Annotated in this window: 13 protein-coding genes; 4 read left to right on the top strand and 9 right to left on the bottom strand. The window is 36.6% G+C overall.

Features of this window, described 5'->3' with window-relative positions; translation table 11 throughout:
* The first annotated feature begins 45 nt into the window (after window positions 1–45).
* The 3 genes from JKA74_RS17030 (at window position 46) to JKA74_RS17020 (ending at window position 3193) form a co-directional block, all read left to right on the top strand.
* A complete protein-coding gene (locus JKA74_RS17030) occupies window positions 46–399 on the top strand; it encodes a four helix bundle protein (RefSeq protein ID WP_201432437.1) in 354 nt (117 codons plus the stop codon).
* Window positions 400–480: 81 nt separating this feature from the next.
* Window positions 481–1884, top strand: coding sequence for a dihydrolipoyl dehydrogenase (gene lpdA / locus JKA74_RS17025; RefSeq protein WP_201432436.1), 1404 nt, complete (start codon window positions 481–483; stop codon window positions 1882–1884).
* Between the two features lie 109 nt (window positions 1885–1993).
* Window positions 1994–3193 carry an MFS transporter gene (locus JKA74_RS17020; protein WP_201432435.1) on the top strand — a complete coding sequence of 400 codons (1200 nt, stop codon included), beginning with the start codon at window positions 1994–1996 and terminating at the stop codon, window positions 3191–3193.
* A 52-nt stretch (window positions 3194–3245) separates the two neighbouring features.
* On the opposite strand, the gene JKA74_RS17015 is transcribed toward JKA74_RS17020, so the two are convergent.
* The 9 genes from JKA74_RS17015 to JKA74_RS16975 all read right to left on the bottom strand — a co-directional run bounded on the left by JKA74_RS17015 (window position 3246) and on the right by JKA74_RS16975 (window position 14663).
* A complete protein-coding gene (locus tag JKA74_RS17015; RefSeq protein ID WP_201432434.1) occupies window positions 3246–3635 on the bottom strand; it encodes a SpoIIAA family protein in 390 nt (129 codons plus the stop codon).
* A 298-nt stretch (window positions 3636–3933) separates the two neighbouring features.
* On the bottom strand, window positions 3934–4617 hold the full coding sequence (locus JKA74_RS17010; RefSeq protein WP_201432433.1) for an alpha/beta fold hydrolase: 684 nt from the start codon (window positions 4615–4617) through the stop codon (window positions 3934–3936).
* 103 nt (window positions 4618–4720) lie between these two features.
* On the bottom strand, window positions 4721–7585 hold the full coding sequence (gene uvrA, locus JKA74_RS17005; protein WP_201432432.1) for an excinuclease ABC subunit UvrA: 2865 nt from the start codon (window positions 7583–7585) through the stop codon (window positions 4721–4723).
* A 178-nt stretch (window positions 7586–7763) separates the two neighbouring features.
* Entirely contained in the window at window positions 7764–8591 is an 828-nt protein-coding gene (lgt, locus tag JKA74_RS17000; protein WP_201432431.1) for a prolipoprotein diacylglyceryl transferase, read from the bottom strand.
* Between the two features lie 180 nt (window positions 8592–8771).
* On the bottom strand, window positions 8772–9242 hold the full coding sequence (locus JKA74_RS16995; protein ID WP_201432430.1) for an Lrp/AsnC ligand binding domain-containing protein: 471 nt from the start codon (window positions 9240–9242) through the stop codon (window positions 8772–8774).
* An 875-nt stretch (window positions 9243–10117) separates the two neighbouring features.
* Complete coding sequence (locus JKA74_RS16990) at window positions 10118–10381, bottom strand: hypothetical protein (protein ID WP_201432429.1); 264 nt, start codon at window positions 10379–10381, stop codon at window positions 10118–10120.
* A gap of 148 nt (window positions 10382–10529) precedes the next feature.
* Window positions 10530–13094 (bottom strand): ATP-dependent Clp protease ATP-binding subunit, encoded by a 2565-nt coding sequence (locus tag JKA74_RS16985; protein WP_201432428.1) that lies wholly within the window; start codon window positions 13092–13094, stop codon window positions 10530–10532.
* Between the two features lie 222 nt (window positions 13095–13316).
* On the bottom strand, window positions 13317–13967 hold the full coding sequence (locus JKA74_RS16980) for a WbqC family protein (protein WP_201432427.1): 651 nt from the start codon (window positions 13965–13967) through the stop codon (window positions 13317–13319).
* 75 nt (window positions 13968–14042) lie between these two features.
* Window positions 14043–14663 (bottom strand): L-threonylcarbamoyladenylate synthase, encoded by a 621-nt coding sequence (locus tag JKA74_RS16975; protein WP_201432426.1) that lies wholly within the window; start codon window positions 14661–14663, stop codon window positions 14043–14045.
* A gap of 129 nt (window positions 14664–14792) precedes the next feature.
* On the opposite strand from JKA74_RS16975, the gene mltG reads away from it, so the two are divergent.
* Window positions 14793–15827 (top strand): endolytic transglycosylase MltG, encoded by a 1035-nt coding sequence (mltG, locus tag JKA74_RS16970; protein ID WP_201432425.1) that lies wholly within the window; start codon window positions 14793–14795, stop codon window positions 15825–15827.

Genomic DNA, 15827 nt, shown 5'->3' with positions numbered 1-15827 from the left:
TTCTGTAAAATATTATATTAATTTTCAAACAAAACAAAATATGATATGCAGGACTACAGAAAATTGAGAATTTGGCTATTGGCAAAGGAATTGACTAAAAACATTTATGAGCTAACTAAAACTTTTCCTACCGAAGAAAAATATGGACTTACTTCTCAAATGAGGAGATGTGCTGTTTCTGTCCCTTCCAATATTGCAGAAGGAGCTGGTAGAAATGGCAATAAAGAGTTCAATAATTTCTTAGGAATTACAATGGGCTCACTTTTTGAATTAGATATGCAAGTTGAATTATCTTATAACTTTAGATTTATGCAAGTTGAAAATTATAATGAAATTCTTGAAAAAATAACTCAACTTAAAAAGATGATTTTCCTTTTTCAGAAGAAACTTAATACCTAAAACTTATAACTCAAGACAATAAATAAAAATATAAAATCTCTGTACTCAGTACTCGCTACTTTGTACATAAAATAAAAAAATATGTCAAAATACGATGTAACAGTAATAGGATCAGGCCCTGGAGGATATGTAGCAGCTATTCGTTGTGCACAGCTGGGAATGAAAACCGCTATTATAGAAAAATATGATACTTTAGGAGGAACCTGTTTAAATGTAGGTTGTATCCCTTCAAAAGCTTTATTGGATTCTTCTGAGCATTTTCACAATGCAGAAACTACTTTTAAAGAACACGGAATTAACCTGAGCAATTTAAAAGTAGACATCAAGCAAATGATTGGTCGTAAAGCAGAGGTAGTGAAGCAAAATGTGGAAGGAATTGCCTTTCTCATGAAGAAAAATAAAATTGATGTGCATACAGGAGTAGGTTCTTTTATTGATAAAAATACTATCAAAGTAACTGACTCTAAAGGTAAAGCCACTGAAATTTCTACCGATAAAGTAATCATTGCCACAGGCTCAAAACCTGTTGAATTGCCTTTTGCGAAATTTGATAAGAAAAGAATTATCAGCAGTACAGAGGCTTTGGAGTTAAAAGAAGTTCCGAAGCACATGATTGTGATTGGTGGAGGTGTAATTGGTTTAGAACTAGGTTCTGTGTATAAAAGAATCGGTTCCGATGTTACGGTGATTGAGTTTCTTGATAGCCTAATTGCTACTATGGATGGCACCATGGGCAAAGAGATGAAGAAAAGCATGAAGAAGCTTGGTATGGATGTGAAACTGAAACATAAAGTAACCAAGGTTGAAAATAAAGGCAAAGAAGTAGAAGTGACTTTCGAAAACGAAAAAGGCGAAAGTCAAACCATCAAAGGGGATTATTGCCTGGTTTCAGTTGGAAGAAAGCCTTATACAGCAGGGCTTGATTTGGAAAAAGCTGGCATTAAAGCAGATGAAAGAGGCCGAATTCCAGTTGATAACCATTTAAAAACTGAATCCGATAATATTTATGCAATTGGCGATGTAGTGAGAGGTGCTATGTTGGCACATAAAGCTGAAGAAGAAGGTGTTTTTGTTGCAGAGACTATGGTTGGACAGAAACCTCACATTAATTATAAACTGATTCCTAATGTAGTGTATACCTGGCCAGAAGTAGCCGGAGCAGGGTTTACCGAAGAGGAATTGAAAGAAGAAGGTCGTGCATACAAAACCGGATCTTTTCCTTACAAAGCATTAGGAAGAGCAAGGGCTAGTATGGATACTGACGGATTGGTAAAAGTTATAGCTGATAAAGCAACAGATGAGATTTTAGGTATCCATATTATTGGAGCCAGGGCAGCTGATATGATTGCCAGTGCGGTTACTGCCATGGAATTCCGTGCTTCAGCTGAGGATGTTTCACGCATGTCTCATGCACACCCTACTTATATGGAGGCTGTAAAAGAAGCTTGTTTGACGGCTACTGAAAACAGGCCTATTCATATGTAAGTGAAAAATTGCAATTGATTTTCAATAAAAAGGAAATTGCGAAAGTGATTTCCTTTTTTTATTACCACCACAGCTAAATCACAAGAAGAAAAACTGTAAAAATCCATTCATGGGAAGTTGGAAAAAACTATTTTCTCAATATTATTATATTTTAATCATTGGCTTTATTTTCGCCTATTTCTCCAGTTTTGGTCAAACTTTTCTGATCTCTCTATATATTCCTTCCATTGAGAAAGTATTTGGAATGTCGAATGCTGCTATGGGTAGTTTATATGCAGCCGCTACTGTTGCCTCAGCTCTTACACTGCCTTATTTAGGCAGTCTGTTTGATCGAATGAGTTTGGGGAAATATATGGCTATGATTTTGATTGGTTTATTTGTGGCCTTAATCTCTTTATCATTTGCTTTTCATGTAATAGTGGTAGGTATTAGCTTTTACTTGCTGCGTTTGTTCGGGCAGGGACTGATGAGCCATACGGCTGTTTCCACCATGACCCGCTATTTTGACAAAAACAGGGGCAAAGCTATAGGAATTGCTACTACAGGGCATCCTTTTGGTGAAGCTACTCTACCTGTTCTAATTACCTTATGCATTGGCTGGTTAGGCTGGAGAGGATCCCTACAATTAAATGCCGCGCTTGTCTTACTGTTTATTATGCCAGTCGTTTATTGGCTTTACAGGAAGAAAAAGAAACAACAGGTGCTTTCTGATAAAGATATTGGTATTGAACCTTCAAAAACGACAGTCTGGGATATAATTTCTAATAAAGCTTTTGTGATCATTGCTCCGGCTGTATTTGCATTGGGGTTTACCAATACCGCTATTTTCTTTTTCCAATTAAAATTAGGAGCTGCTAAAGGCTGGAGTGACGCATGGGTTTCATCTTCATTAGCGGCCTTTGCAGGAACCAGCGCCCTGGGAATGTTTGTTGCCGGCCCGTTAGTGGATAGGCTAAGTGCAAAAATGTTATTTCCTTTTATTCTTATTCCCTATCTGGCAGGAGTGTTAGTCCTATTAACATCAGACGCTCCTATCATTTATCCCTTAGCTTTGGCACTTATGGGTTTTGCCAATGGCTCAGGAAGCACAATAAAAAACGCCCTCTTTGCTGAAATATTTGGAGTGGAAATAATTGGTAAGGTGAGAAGCCTGTTTGTGACAGTAATGGTATTAAGTACTGCTTTGGGTCCTCTTTTATTTGGCATTCTGGTGGATGCAAATTATACTTTTAATGAGGTTTTTCTCAGAAATGCAGTGGGTATTGGCCTGGTTATATTATTAAGCTTCAGAATAAAAAAAGTAAAGTGAGAAAACGAGATTTAACTCTTTTGCCCTCTCACTTCTTCCCCTAATCTAAATATTATGATTTCAACCAATTTTTAGCTTCTTCCAGGTTGGGAAAATATTGAAAATTTAACTCCCCTCTTTTTTTATCAAGAATATTTTTAGCTGCAAACTTCCTGAAGACATCTTTCGAAATAACTATAGCTATTTTATCTACAAACTGGGCGGCTAATGGTATAAGTACGTTGGACACCCATTGTTGGTCTTCTATTGACAATAAACCTGCCTCAGTATTATCTTGAAGCCAATTTTTTATATGAGGGAACTTGCACAGATCATAGTTTGCTTCCATGGCTCTTCTGTAGTCTTCGCTTGTAAGAGTTCCTCTTAATGTGATCACAGCTGCCGAAATCTCCGGTTGCTGTTCTACTATAACTTCGGGCAATTCTAATGTTGTTTGTGACATATCCGTATGATTTATCCAAAATTACTTAATCCATCTATTTAAATAATTCTAATGATTCTCAATAAGTTACACCAAAATTGAGAAGAGATAAAAAGGATTAAAATGAATATTTACATTTGAGGACTATAATTACATCCCATAAAATGGAATGTTGGCCGAAGAAAACAATATGGCCAGCTAACAGCATAAAAAAAAATATTTAAAGCGGTCGGTTTATGGTAAGTAATAAATTGATTAATCGAGACAGAATTCTGAGTGAATAGAATAAATATTGATAAGTTTTGGTGTGAAAAGTACTTTAAACATCTAAGAGGTTCCTTTCAATCAAAGCTGCTAAACTGGCTGGATCATATTTTTCAATTGGATGCTTTGCTTCAGGGATTTCAATATATCTTGCCTTATTGAGGTTTTCAACCGCCCATTTACTTTCTTCTTCCGAAACCATTGTATCTAAACTCCCTCGCATTATTTTCACAGGAATTTGAAGCGTTGGAAGATTTGAAGTGTCAAGCAAAGGATTTTCGCCCAATTGTTTCATCAGGTCTTGGGTAGATTCCATTAATTTTCTCCAGTTCCCGTGTCTTTTATCTAGTACTTCTGCAAATGCAGGAATCTTCTCCACAATTCTATCAGGGTCAAGCATTTTTATTTCCTTTTCTGCTATATCCGGATTCCAGGAAAACTTTGTAGCTAATGTTTGAAGAGATCTGAAATGTTCAGGATGAGAAAGTGCATTATACAGAGCCACATATCCTCCCATACTATAGCCAAAAACATGACAGCCCAGCAATGAGTTAGTCTGGATAAATTGACTGAGTTCGTTACTAAATTGAGGCACTGAAAAATCTTTACGGAATTTTTGAATTCCATGACCTGAAAATTCTAAAAAATACACATCCAGTTGATTGGAAAATGAGCTGATTAATGCCTCAAATTGAGATTTAGAACCTAAGGCACCGTGTAGAATTAAAAGTTTTTCCATTTTAAATCAGATTAAGTTATAAAGTTAGATAAAACAAATCGGAATTTTATATACGGGCATTCCTTATGGATTGGAGAATGATGAACATTATTAATTTACTATATCACTCTTTCATCTCCAATTTCAGGAATTTTCCTGTATAGCTATCTTTCTTCTTTAGTATGTTTTCAGGAGTTCCGGTAAATACAATATTGCCTCCTTCGTTTCCGCCTTCCGGCCCCAGATCAATTAAATGATCTGACACTTTAATTACATCCATATTGTGTTCAATAATAAGCACTGTATTACCTTTGTCTACCAGCTTTTTTAGTACATCCAGTAAATGTTGGATGTCTTGAAAATGCAAGCCAGTAGTCGGTTCATCCAATATATAAAATGTATTTCCTGTATCTTTTTTAGATAATTCAGTTGCTAATTTCACTCTTTGAGCTTCCCCTCCGGAAAGTGTTGTGGCATGCTGTCCTAAAGTGATATAACCTAAACCAACTTCTGATAAAGTCTGAATTTTCCGCAATATTTTTGGCTGGTTTTCAAAAAAATCTACTGCTTGCTCCACAGTCATGTCTAATACATCAGAGATTGATTTTCCCTTGAACCGCACTTCCAATGTTTCCCTGTTATAACGTTTACCTTTGCAGGTTTCACAAGGTACATGCACGTCCGGCAAAAAATCCATTTCAATGAGTTTCATTCCACCTCCCTCACAGGTTTCACAGCGGCCACCTTTTACATTAAAAGAGAACCTACCCGGTTTATAACCTCTTATTTTTGCTTCAGGCAAATTACTGAACAGCGCACGAATATCAGTAAATACGCCTGTATAGGTTGCCGGGTTTGATCTTGGTGTACGACCAATGGGAGATTGATCTACTTCTATTACTTTATCCAAATGCTCCAGTCCACTAATGCTTTTGTGAGGCATCGGCTCTCGTTTGGATCGATAAAATTTCTGGTTGAGAATAGGATAGAGTGTGTCATGAATTAAAGTAGACTTGCCACTTCCTGAAACACCTGTCACACAAATCATGGTTCCCAAAGGGAAATCAACTGAAACATTCTTCAGGTTATTTCCGGTGGCTCCTTTTAGCTTTAGTTTTTTGCCATTTCCTTTTCTTCTCTCCTGAGGGATTTCAATAGCTAATTCCCCCATTAAATACTTGGCTGTTTTACTTCCTTGTTTTAAAAAACTATCAGGATCCCCCGCTGCCACAATCCTGCCACCATGCCTGCCGGCTCCCGGACCAATATCCAGAATAAAGTCTGAGGCCAACATCATATCTTTGTCATGCTCCACTACCATAACAGTATTGCCCAAATCTCGCAATTCTTTCAAGGCAGAGATTAATTTCATATTGTCCCGCTGATGCAAGCCAATACTTGGCTCATCCAGAATATACAATACGCCTACTAACTGTGTTCCTATTTGAGTAGCAAGTCTGATCCTTTGTGCTTCACCACCAGATAAAGATTTTAGAGTTCTGTTTAATGAGAGATAATCCAAACCGACATCTAAAAGGAAACCTACTCTTTTTCTTACTTCCTTCAGTACTTCTGCACCAATCAATTGCTGTTTTTCTGTCAGCCTTTCCTCCACATTTTCCAGCCAATGACTCAACTCAGTAATGCTCTTCATGGCTAACTCTGAAATATTGGTTTTGTCTATCAGGAAGTGAAGCGATTCCTTTTTCAAGCGATAACCGTTGCAGTCAGGGCAGGTTTGCACTACCATATAATCTGCCAGCCAATCGCGCATTTTATCTGATCCACTTTCCTGCTGTTTCTCCAGAAAATTGATTATTCCTTCAAAACTAGTAGCCCAATTAGTACCCGGATATTTTACGGAAGGCACTTCCACTTTCATTTTACTCCCATAAAGCAACACATTGATCACTTCTTCCGGGAATTTTTCCAATGGAGTGGATAAGTTGACTTTGGTGTTTTTTAGAATGGCTTCTATTTTCTTGAAAATCCAGATATCCCGGTATTCGCCCAGGGGAGCTATTCCTCCTCTGCTAATACTTAATTTCGGATCAGGAATAATGGTTTCCTCTGTAATATGTTCAATTTCTCCTAAACCATTGCAGGTAGGACATGCACCATAGGGAGAGTTGAAAGAGAAACTATTAGGTGCCGGCTCATCGTAGGCCAAACCTGTCTCCGGATCCATCAGGTTTTTAGAGAAGTGCTGAATATTTCCTTCCGTATCACGCACCATCATAATGCCATTCCCATGTTTTAAAGCAGTTTTCACAGATTGTGTAATACGAAATTTATCTTTTTCATCTACTACAATACGATCTACTACTATTTCAATGTCATGGGTTTTGTAGCGATCCACCTGCATTCGATCATCAATATCCATTATCACACCATCCACTCTGGCTTTGTTAAAGCCCATTTTCCTGATTTGTTGAAAAAGCTCTCTGTAATGTCCTTTTCTGCCTTTCACTACAGGTGCAAGAATACTCAACTTAGCCTGATCGAATTCACCAATCAAATGGCCAATGATTTGATCTTCCGTCTGGCGCTGCATCTTTTTTCCTGTATTATAGGAATAAGCTTCTCCGGCTCTGGCATAAAGTACCCGCAGGAAATCATAAATTTCGGTAAGTGTACCTACTGTAGAGCGAGGGTTTTTGGAAGTGGTTTTTTGCTCAATAGAAATAACCGGTGAAAGGCCATTAATTTTATCCACGTCAGGTCTTTCCATATTGCCTATGAAAGAACGTGCATAAGCTGAGAAGCTTTCCATGTAACGCCTTTGACCTTCAGCGTAAATAGTATCAAAAGCCAGGCTCGATTTACCACTCCCGCTAATACCGGTAATCACCACCAGCTTATTCCTTGGAATGGAAATATCTATATTTTTTAAATTATGTTCTCTTGCACCAATTACCTCCAGGTATTCTTCGGAAGTAGCAATGGTGTTTTTATTATCCGATATCACAGATTGATTGGGTAAATTCATTTTCAACATTTAAACCTGCAAATTTACAAATTATGATAGTGTATTGTTTGAAGAAAGGAAAGATATATTGTGGAATCAGTGATCTTTCTTGAAATAATATAAATTGCTTGATTACAAAAGAGTTAGAAGTTTGTAGTAGAAAGCAAACCATCAAACAAAACTGGATTCATAAACTGATCTAGTTGATTGTTTTCTCACCAGATTTGTCACTTTTTATTGACCATACTATAAAAACAATACCAACAATAATAAAAGGGATACTTAACCACTGCCCCATATTGATGGTCATACCTGCTTCAAAATCAGATTGATCTGCCTTTACAAATTCGATCAGGAACCTGGCAATAAATACACCTACCAGCATTACTCCAAGAATAAATCCGTCTTTCACTTGTCTTTTTTTATCAATTATAAAAAGCAACATAAATATAAATAGATAGGAGATAGCCTCGTATAATTGAGCCGGATGCCTTGGCAAGGCATCAACTTGTTTGAATATAAATGCCCAGGCTACATTAGTAGGCTGGCCTAGAATCTCTGAATTCATCAAGTTCCCAAGGCGAATACAGGCTCCGACCAATGGAGCTACCAAAGCGATGGTATCCAGCAACCATAGTTTTTTTAAATCATATTTTCTGGCGAAAATTAATAAGGCAATAATTACGGCTACACCACCACCATGGCTGGCAAGCCCCATGAAACCTGTAAATTCAAATTCAGGAGTAAAACGGAAGGGAAGCAGGATTTCCAAAAGGTGGTTCTGATAATAATCCCAGTCATAAAAAAAACAATGTACCAACCTGGCTCCAATAACAGTGGCTACTACTAAATAAACAGCTAAATTATCCAATAATTTAACATCCAATTGCTTCCGTTTAAAGCGCCACTTGACAAAGAGATATCCCAATATAAAGCCAAGTCCAAAAAGGACTGAATACCAACGAAGCTGGTAGAAACCCAGATCAACGATAATTCCATCAGGGTTCCAGATAATATAATTGAACATAGAAGAAGTAAGGATTTGTCTAAAATTTAAAAACCACTGCAAACTAACGAAAATATAATTTTAATAATATGTAAGTCAATGTCGTTTAGTTAAGCTTTAAACTAAAACCTCAACCTTCCGTCCTTCTCCAAAGGAGAAGGATGTTTGTCTTAACTAAACGACATTGTTATATGAATCAAATTATTGCTTTGACAATACAAGAGGTCGGTTGATACTCTCTTCCAAAGATATAAAAGTTTCTGTCCGTTCAATACCTTCGATGGGTTGAATATGATCATGCAGAATATTCTTTAAATGATTGGTGTCTTTGCAAATCACCTTTACAAACATAGAATAGGCTCCTGTTGTATAGTGGCAGTCTACAATCTCAGGAATTGCTTTGAGTGCTGTTACCACATGGTCGTAAAGCGAGCTTTTCTGTAAATAAACCCCTAGAAAAGCTGTAACATCCATTCCTAACTTTGCCAAATCCACTTGTAACTGCGCATTTTTAATCAAGCCCAGTTTTTCCATTTTCCGCATCCTTACATGAACTGTTCCCGGAGAAACAAACACTTCTTCTGCTACTTCGGTAAATGGTTTGCGTGCGTCATGCATTAAAATATTTAAAATGGCTAAATCAGTATTGTCAAGTTGATAATTTTCTTCCATTATTTTAGGTCATAATTATTAAATAATCAACAAGATAAACTATAAATTACATTATCTGTATTTATTTTCAAAATATGTTGAATATAATTCAACATATTGATCTTTTTATTACCTTTGAAATATCAGAACAGCAAAAAGTGTTGACTGAATCCACCTACGCTAAAGCTACGGTGGAGTACTTTGTAGGGTGATGAAACTGGCAGACATGCCCTCCTATCTCGGGGGTGAAGACCTAAGTATAAAGCTCTGAAAATTCGCGATAATTTGTTTCTATAATTTATCGTGAATTCCAGGGTCTAACTTCTTCGTGAAGGTTCGACTCCTTCCCCTACAGCTAATGCCATAGAGGCGTTTAGATTCTGTTCAGCAAAAAGTGCTGAATGTTAAGATTTTAAATTATCCACCTACGCTAAAGCTATGGTGGAGTATCTTGTAGGGTGATGAAACTGGCAGACATGCCCTCCTATCTCGGGGGTGAAGACCTAAGTATAAAGCTCTGAAAATTCGCGATAATTTGTTTCTATAATTTATCGTGAATTCCAGGGCCTAACTTCTTCGTGAAGGTTCGACTCCTTCCCCTACAGCTAATGCCATAGAGGCGTTTAAAAAAGTGCTGAATGTTAAAGTTTTAAACTATCCACCTCGCTAAAGCTACGGTGGAGTACTTTGTAGGGTGATGAAACTGGCAAACATGCCCTCCTATCTCGGGGGTGAAGGCTATGGAATAAAGCTCAGTGCACTCACGATAATCTGTTTCCGCAGTTTATGATGAATGTCTAAGCCTAACTTCTTCCTGGAGGTTCGAATCCTCCCTCTACAGCTAAATACTATATTCAATGAGTATGAATGGGGACAAAATGATTTCCCCGTTTTTCCTATCTGTAAAGGTATATCCCGTTGAAATTTGATTTGCTCATTTTACAAGTTTGAACTCCTGCGGCAATCAAATTAAACATAATTTCAATGGCTATTTCCTTCTCACAGTTTTGATAATAAATTTCCTCTTGCACATTTAATAAAGAAACCCTTTGCAAAGAGGCTATTCCAACTTTCCAGTCAGAAACTGATGTGTTGCTTTCTTTGATAAGAGTATTTAACTTATTGAGGATAACTTCTTTGTCGGCTATTTGGAACTGCATGGTTATAGGTGTTTTTTTTATAAATATAACCCTAAAATGATCATACTTTGTGTAATCATCCGAAAAGACTAAGAATTATCGTTTAGTTGCTAAATTAATTCTATCAATAAAACAATTTACCTGACTACAAGCCAAAAAAAAAGGCTGATTAATCAGCCTTTTTTTGGTCTTCCTTATTTTCAGGATTATCATCCTTCTTCTTTTTCTTCTTTTTAATAAAGAGTTTGTCACTCTTATCTTCATGGTCAGCAATAATGGAATCACCTACTTTAATATTTTCACTTAGTATTTCTTCTGCTACTAAGTCTTCTAAATATTTCTGTATGGCCCTGTTAAGAGGTCGTGCTCCATACTGTTGATCGTATCCTTTTTCAGATAAGAAATCTTTGGCTTTGTCAGTTAACTCAATATCGTATCCCAAAGACAACATCCTATCAAATACTTTCTTCAATGAAAGATCAATAATTTTATGTAAATGCTCTCTTTCCAGTGTATTGAAAACAATTACGTCATCCAGCCTGTTTAAGAATTCAGGACTAAATGCCTTTTTCAACGCATTCTGAATAGTTGATTTCATCACATCATTGGAATTGTTCATCTTATCCTGAGTAGCAAAACCAATTCCCGCACCGAAATCCTTCAAGTCACGAACCCCAATATTGGAAGTCATGATAATGATTGTATTACGAAAATCGACCCTTCTTCCCAATCCGTCAGTTAAAATTCCATCGTCCAACACTTGCAATAAGATATTGAATACATCCGGGTGTGCTTTTTCGATCTCATCCAACAGCACTACTGAATAAGGTTTTCTTCTTACTTTTTCAGTTAGCTGACCACCTTCTTCATATCCAATATATCCCGGAGGCGCTCCTACCAATCTGGATACAGAGAATTTTTCCATGTACTCACTCATATCTATTCTGATTAAGGCATCTTCCTTATCGAATAAATATAGAGACAATACTTTGGCAAGTTCTGTTTTACCTACCCCTGTCGGACCTAAGAAAACAAAAGAACCAATTGGTTTTTTAGGATCTTTAAGGCCTATACGAGTTCTTTGAATAGCTTTAGATAATTTGGTGATAGCTTCATCTTGTCCGATTACTTGACCTTTCAAATCATCGCCCATTCCTTTAAGCTTTGCGCCTTCATTTTGCGCAACTCTTTTAGTAGGTACGCCTGTCATCATGGCAATTACTTCTGCCACATTATCTTCGGTTACTTTATAACGTTTGGTTTTTGTTTCCTCTTCCCATTTACGTTTAGCAGTTTCCAGCTCATCTAATAATTTTTTCTCACTATCCCTTAATCGGGCAGCCTCTTCATATTTCTGGCTCCTTACCACCAAATTTTTCTCTTTCTTCACATCCTCTATGGCCGCTTCCAGTTTCACTATGTCATCAGGCACGTGTATGTTATTGATGTGTACTCTTGCACCGGCTTCATCCATTACATCAATGGCTTTATCAGGCAGGAATCGGTCAGAAATATACCTGTCACTTAATCGCACACAGGCTTCTATTGCTTCAGGAGTAAAGTTTACGTTGTGGTGATCCTCATATTTATCTTTGATGTTATCAAGAATTTCCATTGTTTCCTCTACAGTGGTAGCATCAATCATTACCATTTGGAAACGTCTTGCCAGAGCACCATCTTTTTCAATGTATTGTCTGTACTCATCCAAAGTGGTGGCACCAATACATTGTATTTCACCCCTTGCTAAAGCCGGTTTGAACATATTGCTGGCATCCAGTGATCCAGACGCCCCGCCAGCTCCTACAATAGTGTGTAACTCATCAATGAAAAGGATCACATTAGGTGATTTTTCCAATTCATTCATGACTGCTTTCATTCGCTCCTCAAACTGTCCACGGTATTTTGTGCCTGCTACTAATGAAGCTAAATCCAAGGTAACAACCCTTTTATTGAATAAGACACGAGAAACTTTCCTTTGAATAATCCTGAGTGCCAGACCTTCTGCAATGGCCGTTTTACCTACTCCCGGCTCACCAATTAGTATAGGATTGTTCTTTTTTCTTCTTGAAAGAATTTGAGCCACTCTTTCTATTTCTTTTTCACGACCCACTATAGGATCCAACTTATCGTCTTCAGCCAATTTGGTCAAATCCCGTCCAAAGTTATCTAAAACAGGAGTTTTAGATTTTTCAGCTGTTTTGCTTCCTCCGGAACTGCCAGTGTCACGTGGACCTCCACCAAACAGCTTGCCTGAATCTTCATCACTATCATCTGTGTCAGAAGATGCCATTGGGTTTTGTGTTTGGTACTCAAGTAATTCTTTGATTACATCGTAATTGACATCAAACTTATCCATCACTTGAGAAGCAATATTATCTTCGTCTCTTAAAATGGAAAGTAATAAATGCTCTGTTCCGATTAATTGACTTTTAAATATTTTGGCTTCCAGATAAGTAATTTTCAATACTTTTTCTGATTGCTTTGTCAAAGGGATATTGGCCAGGTTTTTTACATTATTGGTGGCAGTTCCCCTTGTACTTCTTTCCAGCTCGCTTCTTAACTCATCCAGGGAAATACCTAATTTTTTAAGCAAACTAATGGCAACGCCTTCGCCTTCTCTTACCATGCCTAATAACAAATGTTCCGTACCTATATAATCATGCCCCAAGCGCAATGCCTCTTCACGACTCAAAGAAATAACTTCTTTTACTCTATTTGAAAATTTTGCTTCCATAATTCTATCTCCTTGTATAAATAATACTTGTTATGCAACGCATAACTAAATGTAACTATATTAAAAACTAAATAAAAAAACTAAAGTTTTTAAATTATCTTATTTTGATTCAATGTAATTAAATTGACCTTTTAGTATAAAATAAACTGAATAACCGCCTTAAGCTTGCTTTAAATCATAAATACAAAGATTGATTGGTTTAAAGGGGCTAATTTAAAGACATTAAATTTTTACTGCTTTTGACTCCTGAATGACATTTCTTGCATTGGGTCCTTCATTCATCAATAAATCTATCACACTCAGATTTTTCTCAAAATTGTTGCCAAAGTTTTGAAAATATTCCCGTGGCACGAAAAAACCCTTTATTGATTCCTTACTTTTATGATTAATTAACGATCGGGCATCAATAACGTTATTATTTATTTCCTTTTCAAAACTGTCAGTCTCGGTTACTTTAATGGGCAATTGAATGATTTTCAGACACTTTGTCAGCAAGTCCCAATTGAGGTCCCACAAAAATTCATATTTTTTATGATAATGAGGTTCAAACTCATCTGCGAAAAACTCAAAAAAGGGTGTTTTTCCATAACAGGTTTTCAGGCTGCGCCAATGTTTTATCTGCCATGTCTGGTCTGAGTCAATCCTAATGTCCTTTGTTCGGATTTTTTTATTAGCACCTTTCAGAGGTATAGTTAAAGTTTCCACTTGTTGGGATGACAGTATTTCACACCTGTTCCTGTAAGTCTGTTTTTCGAAATTTTCATGCGCCTCCAGTATTATTTCCTCTTTTCCATCCAATAAAGTGAAATAAGCAATTGGAGGTAAATATTGTAATTCTATAAGAACTTTCTTTGGGGTACTTTTATCCGACATGGATCATTTTTTGTTAAGATGTTGAAGCAAAGTCTTTAATTATGAGTATAGTAGGAAGCCTGAAGAAAAATTAGCTTAATGGATGAGTTCACCCAAGCCCTCACGTAAAATCACTGCAGGTTCAACTGTACAATCAATGATAGTGGAGGGTATGTTTTTGCCAAATCCACCGTCAATTACTACGTCTACCAAATTTTTAAATGCTTCATAAATCTCTTCAGGATCAGTAGGATATTCTACGATATCATCCTCTTTAATGGAAGTGGTGATTAAAGGATTTCCTAAATGATTGACTATGCTAAGTGGAATTTGATGGTTCGGAATACGAATCCCCACTGTTTTTTTATTGGCATTGACAATCTTGGGTACGTTGCTGTTGGCCGGTAAAATAAAAGTAAATGGCCCAGGCAGGTTTTTCTTCATCAATTTGAATGTGGGAGTAGATAAGTTTCGCACGTAATCAGAAATATGGCTCATGTCCTCACAAATAAATGAGAGATTGATTTTCCCCGGTTTAATACCTTTTACCCAACACAGTTTATCAATGGCTTTACGATTAGATAAATCACAGCCCAACCCGTAAATTGTATCAGTAGGGTAAATAATGACTGCCCCATTTTTCAATAAATCTACTATGTGTTTGATTTTTCTTTCATCAGGATTTTGCTCGTATAATTTGATAAATTCCGCTGCCATAAATCAAAAATAATAAAATTGCTTCAATCTGTAGTGGTTAATCATAAAAACAAAATACTTAAATTTGCATTTTGCTATTTACATATATTACGATCTGAAAAATTCAAAGGATCAAAAAAAATATTATTTATGAATAAAAATAAATTCCTAGTAGGCTTTGTGATTGTATCCTCAGTCCTGATCACTTCTTTTGTTTTTTATTTTTACCAGGTTTTTTTTACTGAGAACATTTTGGTTGAAAAAGGTGATGAAGTAATAATAATAGAGGAAGACATGTCTTTCAAAGATTTACAAGATAAAGTATATGATCGGGGAATAGTCAACGATATGCTATCTTTCAGTTTTGTTGCCAAAATATTGAGCTATCAGGACAACATGAAGCCCGGATTATATTTGTTGGAAAAAGATATGACCAACCTTCAGGCTATCCGTCTTTTACGTTCCGGAAATCAAATTCCAACCCAAATTACATTTAACAATGTGAGGTTGAAATCGGAGCTTGCTGCCAAAATTACAGATAATGTAGGAGCGGACTCCACTGAATTTCTGGCGTTGCTTGAAAATGATTCCCTGATAAACAGATATGGCTTCACGAGTGATAACATCATGACCATGTTTATTCCTAATACATATGAAGTGTATTACACTACTTCGGCAAAGGGGATTTTTGACCGGATGTACTTAGAATATGAGAAATTCTGGAATGAAGAAAGAAAAGCAAAAGCAAAAGCACTTGGACTGACTCCTAAAGAAGTAAGTATTTTGGCTTCTATTGTGCAGGCTGAAAGTATAAAATCAGATGAAAAACCCAGGATTGCAGGTGTTTATCTTAACAGACTGGAAAGGAATATGGCCCTGCAGGCAGATCCATCTCTGGTATTTGCCATTGGCGATTTTACAATGAAGCGAGTGCTGAATGTTCATAAGGAGGTTGATTCTCCTTATAATTTATATAAGCACCGAGGGCTGCCTCCCGGGCCAATTAACTTACCTGAAATAAACTCAATTGATGCTGTGTTAAATGCTGAAGATCACAAGTATCTTTATTTCTGTGCAAAACCAGATTTTTCCGGCTACCATGCATTTGCTACCAATTTGAGGGAACATAATAAAAATGCAGCCAGATATCAAAATGAGTTGAACAAGTCAAGAATTTATAAATAG

It is taken from the genome of Marivirga aurantiaca, assembly GCF_016679925.1.
In the GTDB taxonomy this organism is placed as follows: Bacteria; Bacteroidota; Bacteroidia; order Cytophagales; family Cyclobacteriaceae; genus Marivirga; species Marivirga aurantiaca.
This window is presented reverse-complemented; position numbering and strand designations above follow the sequence as displayed.

Coding starts and splice junctions, on each gene's coding strand:
- uvrA (WP_201432432.1), bottom strand. CDS start 7,585: ATGAATTTACCCAATCAATCTGTGATATCGGATAATAAAAACACCATT.
- JKA74_RS16975 (WP_201432426.1), bottom strand. CDS start 14,663: ATGGCAGCGGAATTTATCAAATTATACGAGCAAAATCCTGATGAAAGA.
- JKA74_RS17010 (WP_201432433.1), bottom strand. CDS start 4,617: ATGGAAAAACTTTTAATTCTACACGGTGCCTTAGGTTCTAAATCTCAA.
- JKA74_RS17030 (WP_201432437.1), top strand. CDS start 46: ATGCAGGACTACAGAAAATTGAGAATTTGGCTATTGGCAAAGGAATTG.
- JKA74_RS16990 (WP_201432429.1), bottom strand. CDS start 10,381: ATGCAGTTCCAAATAGCCGACAAAGAAGTTATCCTCAATAAGTTAAAT.
- lgt (WP_201432431.1), bottom strand. CDS start 8,591: ATGTTCAATTATATTATCTGGAACCCTGATGGAATTATCGTTGATCTG.
- mltG (WP_201432425.1), top strand. CDS start 14,793: ATGAATAAAAATAAATTCCTAGTAGGCTTTGTGATTGTATCCTCAGTC.
- JKA74_RS17015 (WP_201432434.1), bottom strand. CDS start 3,635: ATGTCACAAACAACATTAGAATTGCCCGAAGTTATAGTAGAACAGCAA.
- JKA74_RS16985 (WP_201432428.1), bottom strand. CDS start 13,094: ATGGAAGCAAAATTTTCAAATAGAGTAAAAGAAGTTATTTCTTTGAGT.
- lpdA (WP_201432436.1), top strand. CDS start 481: ATGTCAAAATACGATGTAACAGTAATAGGATCAGGCCCTGGAGGATAT.
- JKA74_RS16995 (WP_201432430.1), bottom strand. CDS start 9,242: ATGGAAGAAAATTATCAACTTGACAATACTGATTTAGCCATTTTAAAT.
- JKA74_RS17020 (WP_201432435.1), top strand. CDS start 1,994: ATGGGAAGTTGGAAAAAACTATTTTCTCAATATTATTATATTTTAATC.
- JKA74_RS16980 (WP_201432427.1), bottom strand. CDS start 13,967: ATGTCGGATAAAAGTACCCCAAAGAAAGTTCTTATAGAATTACAATAT.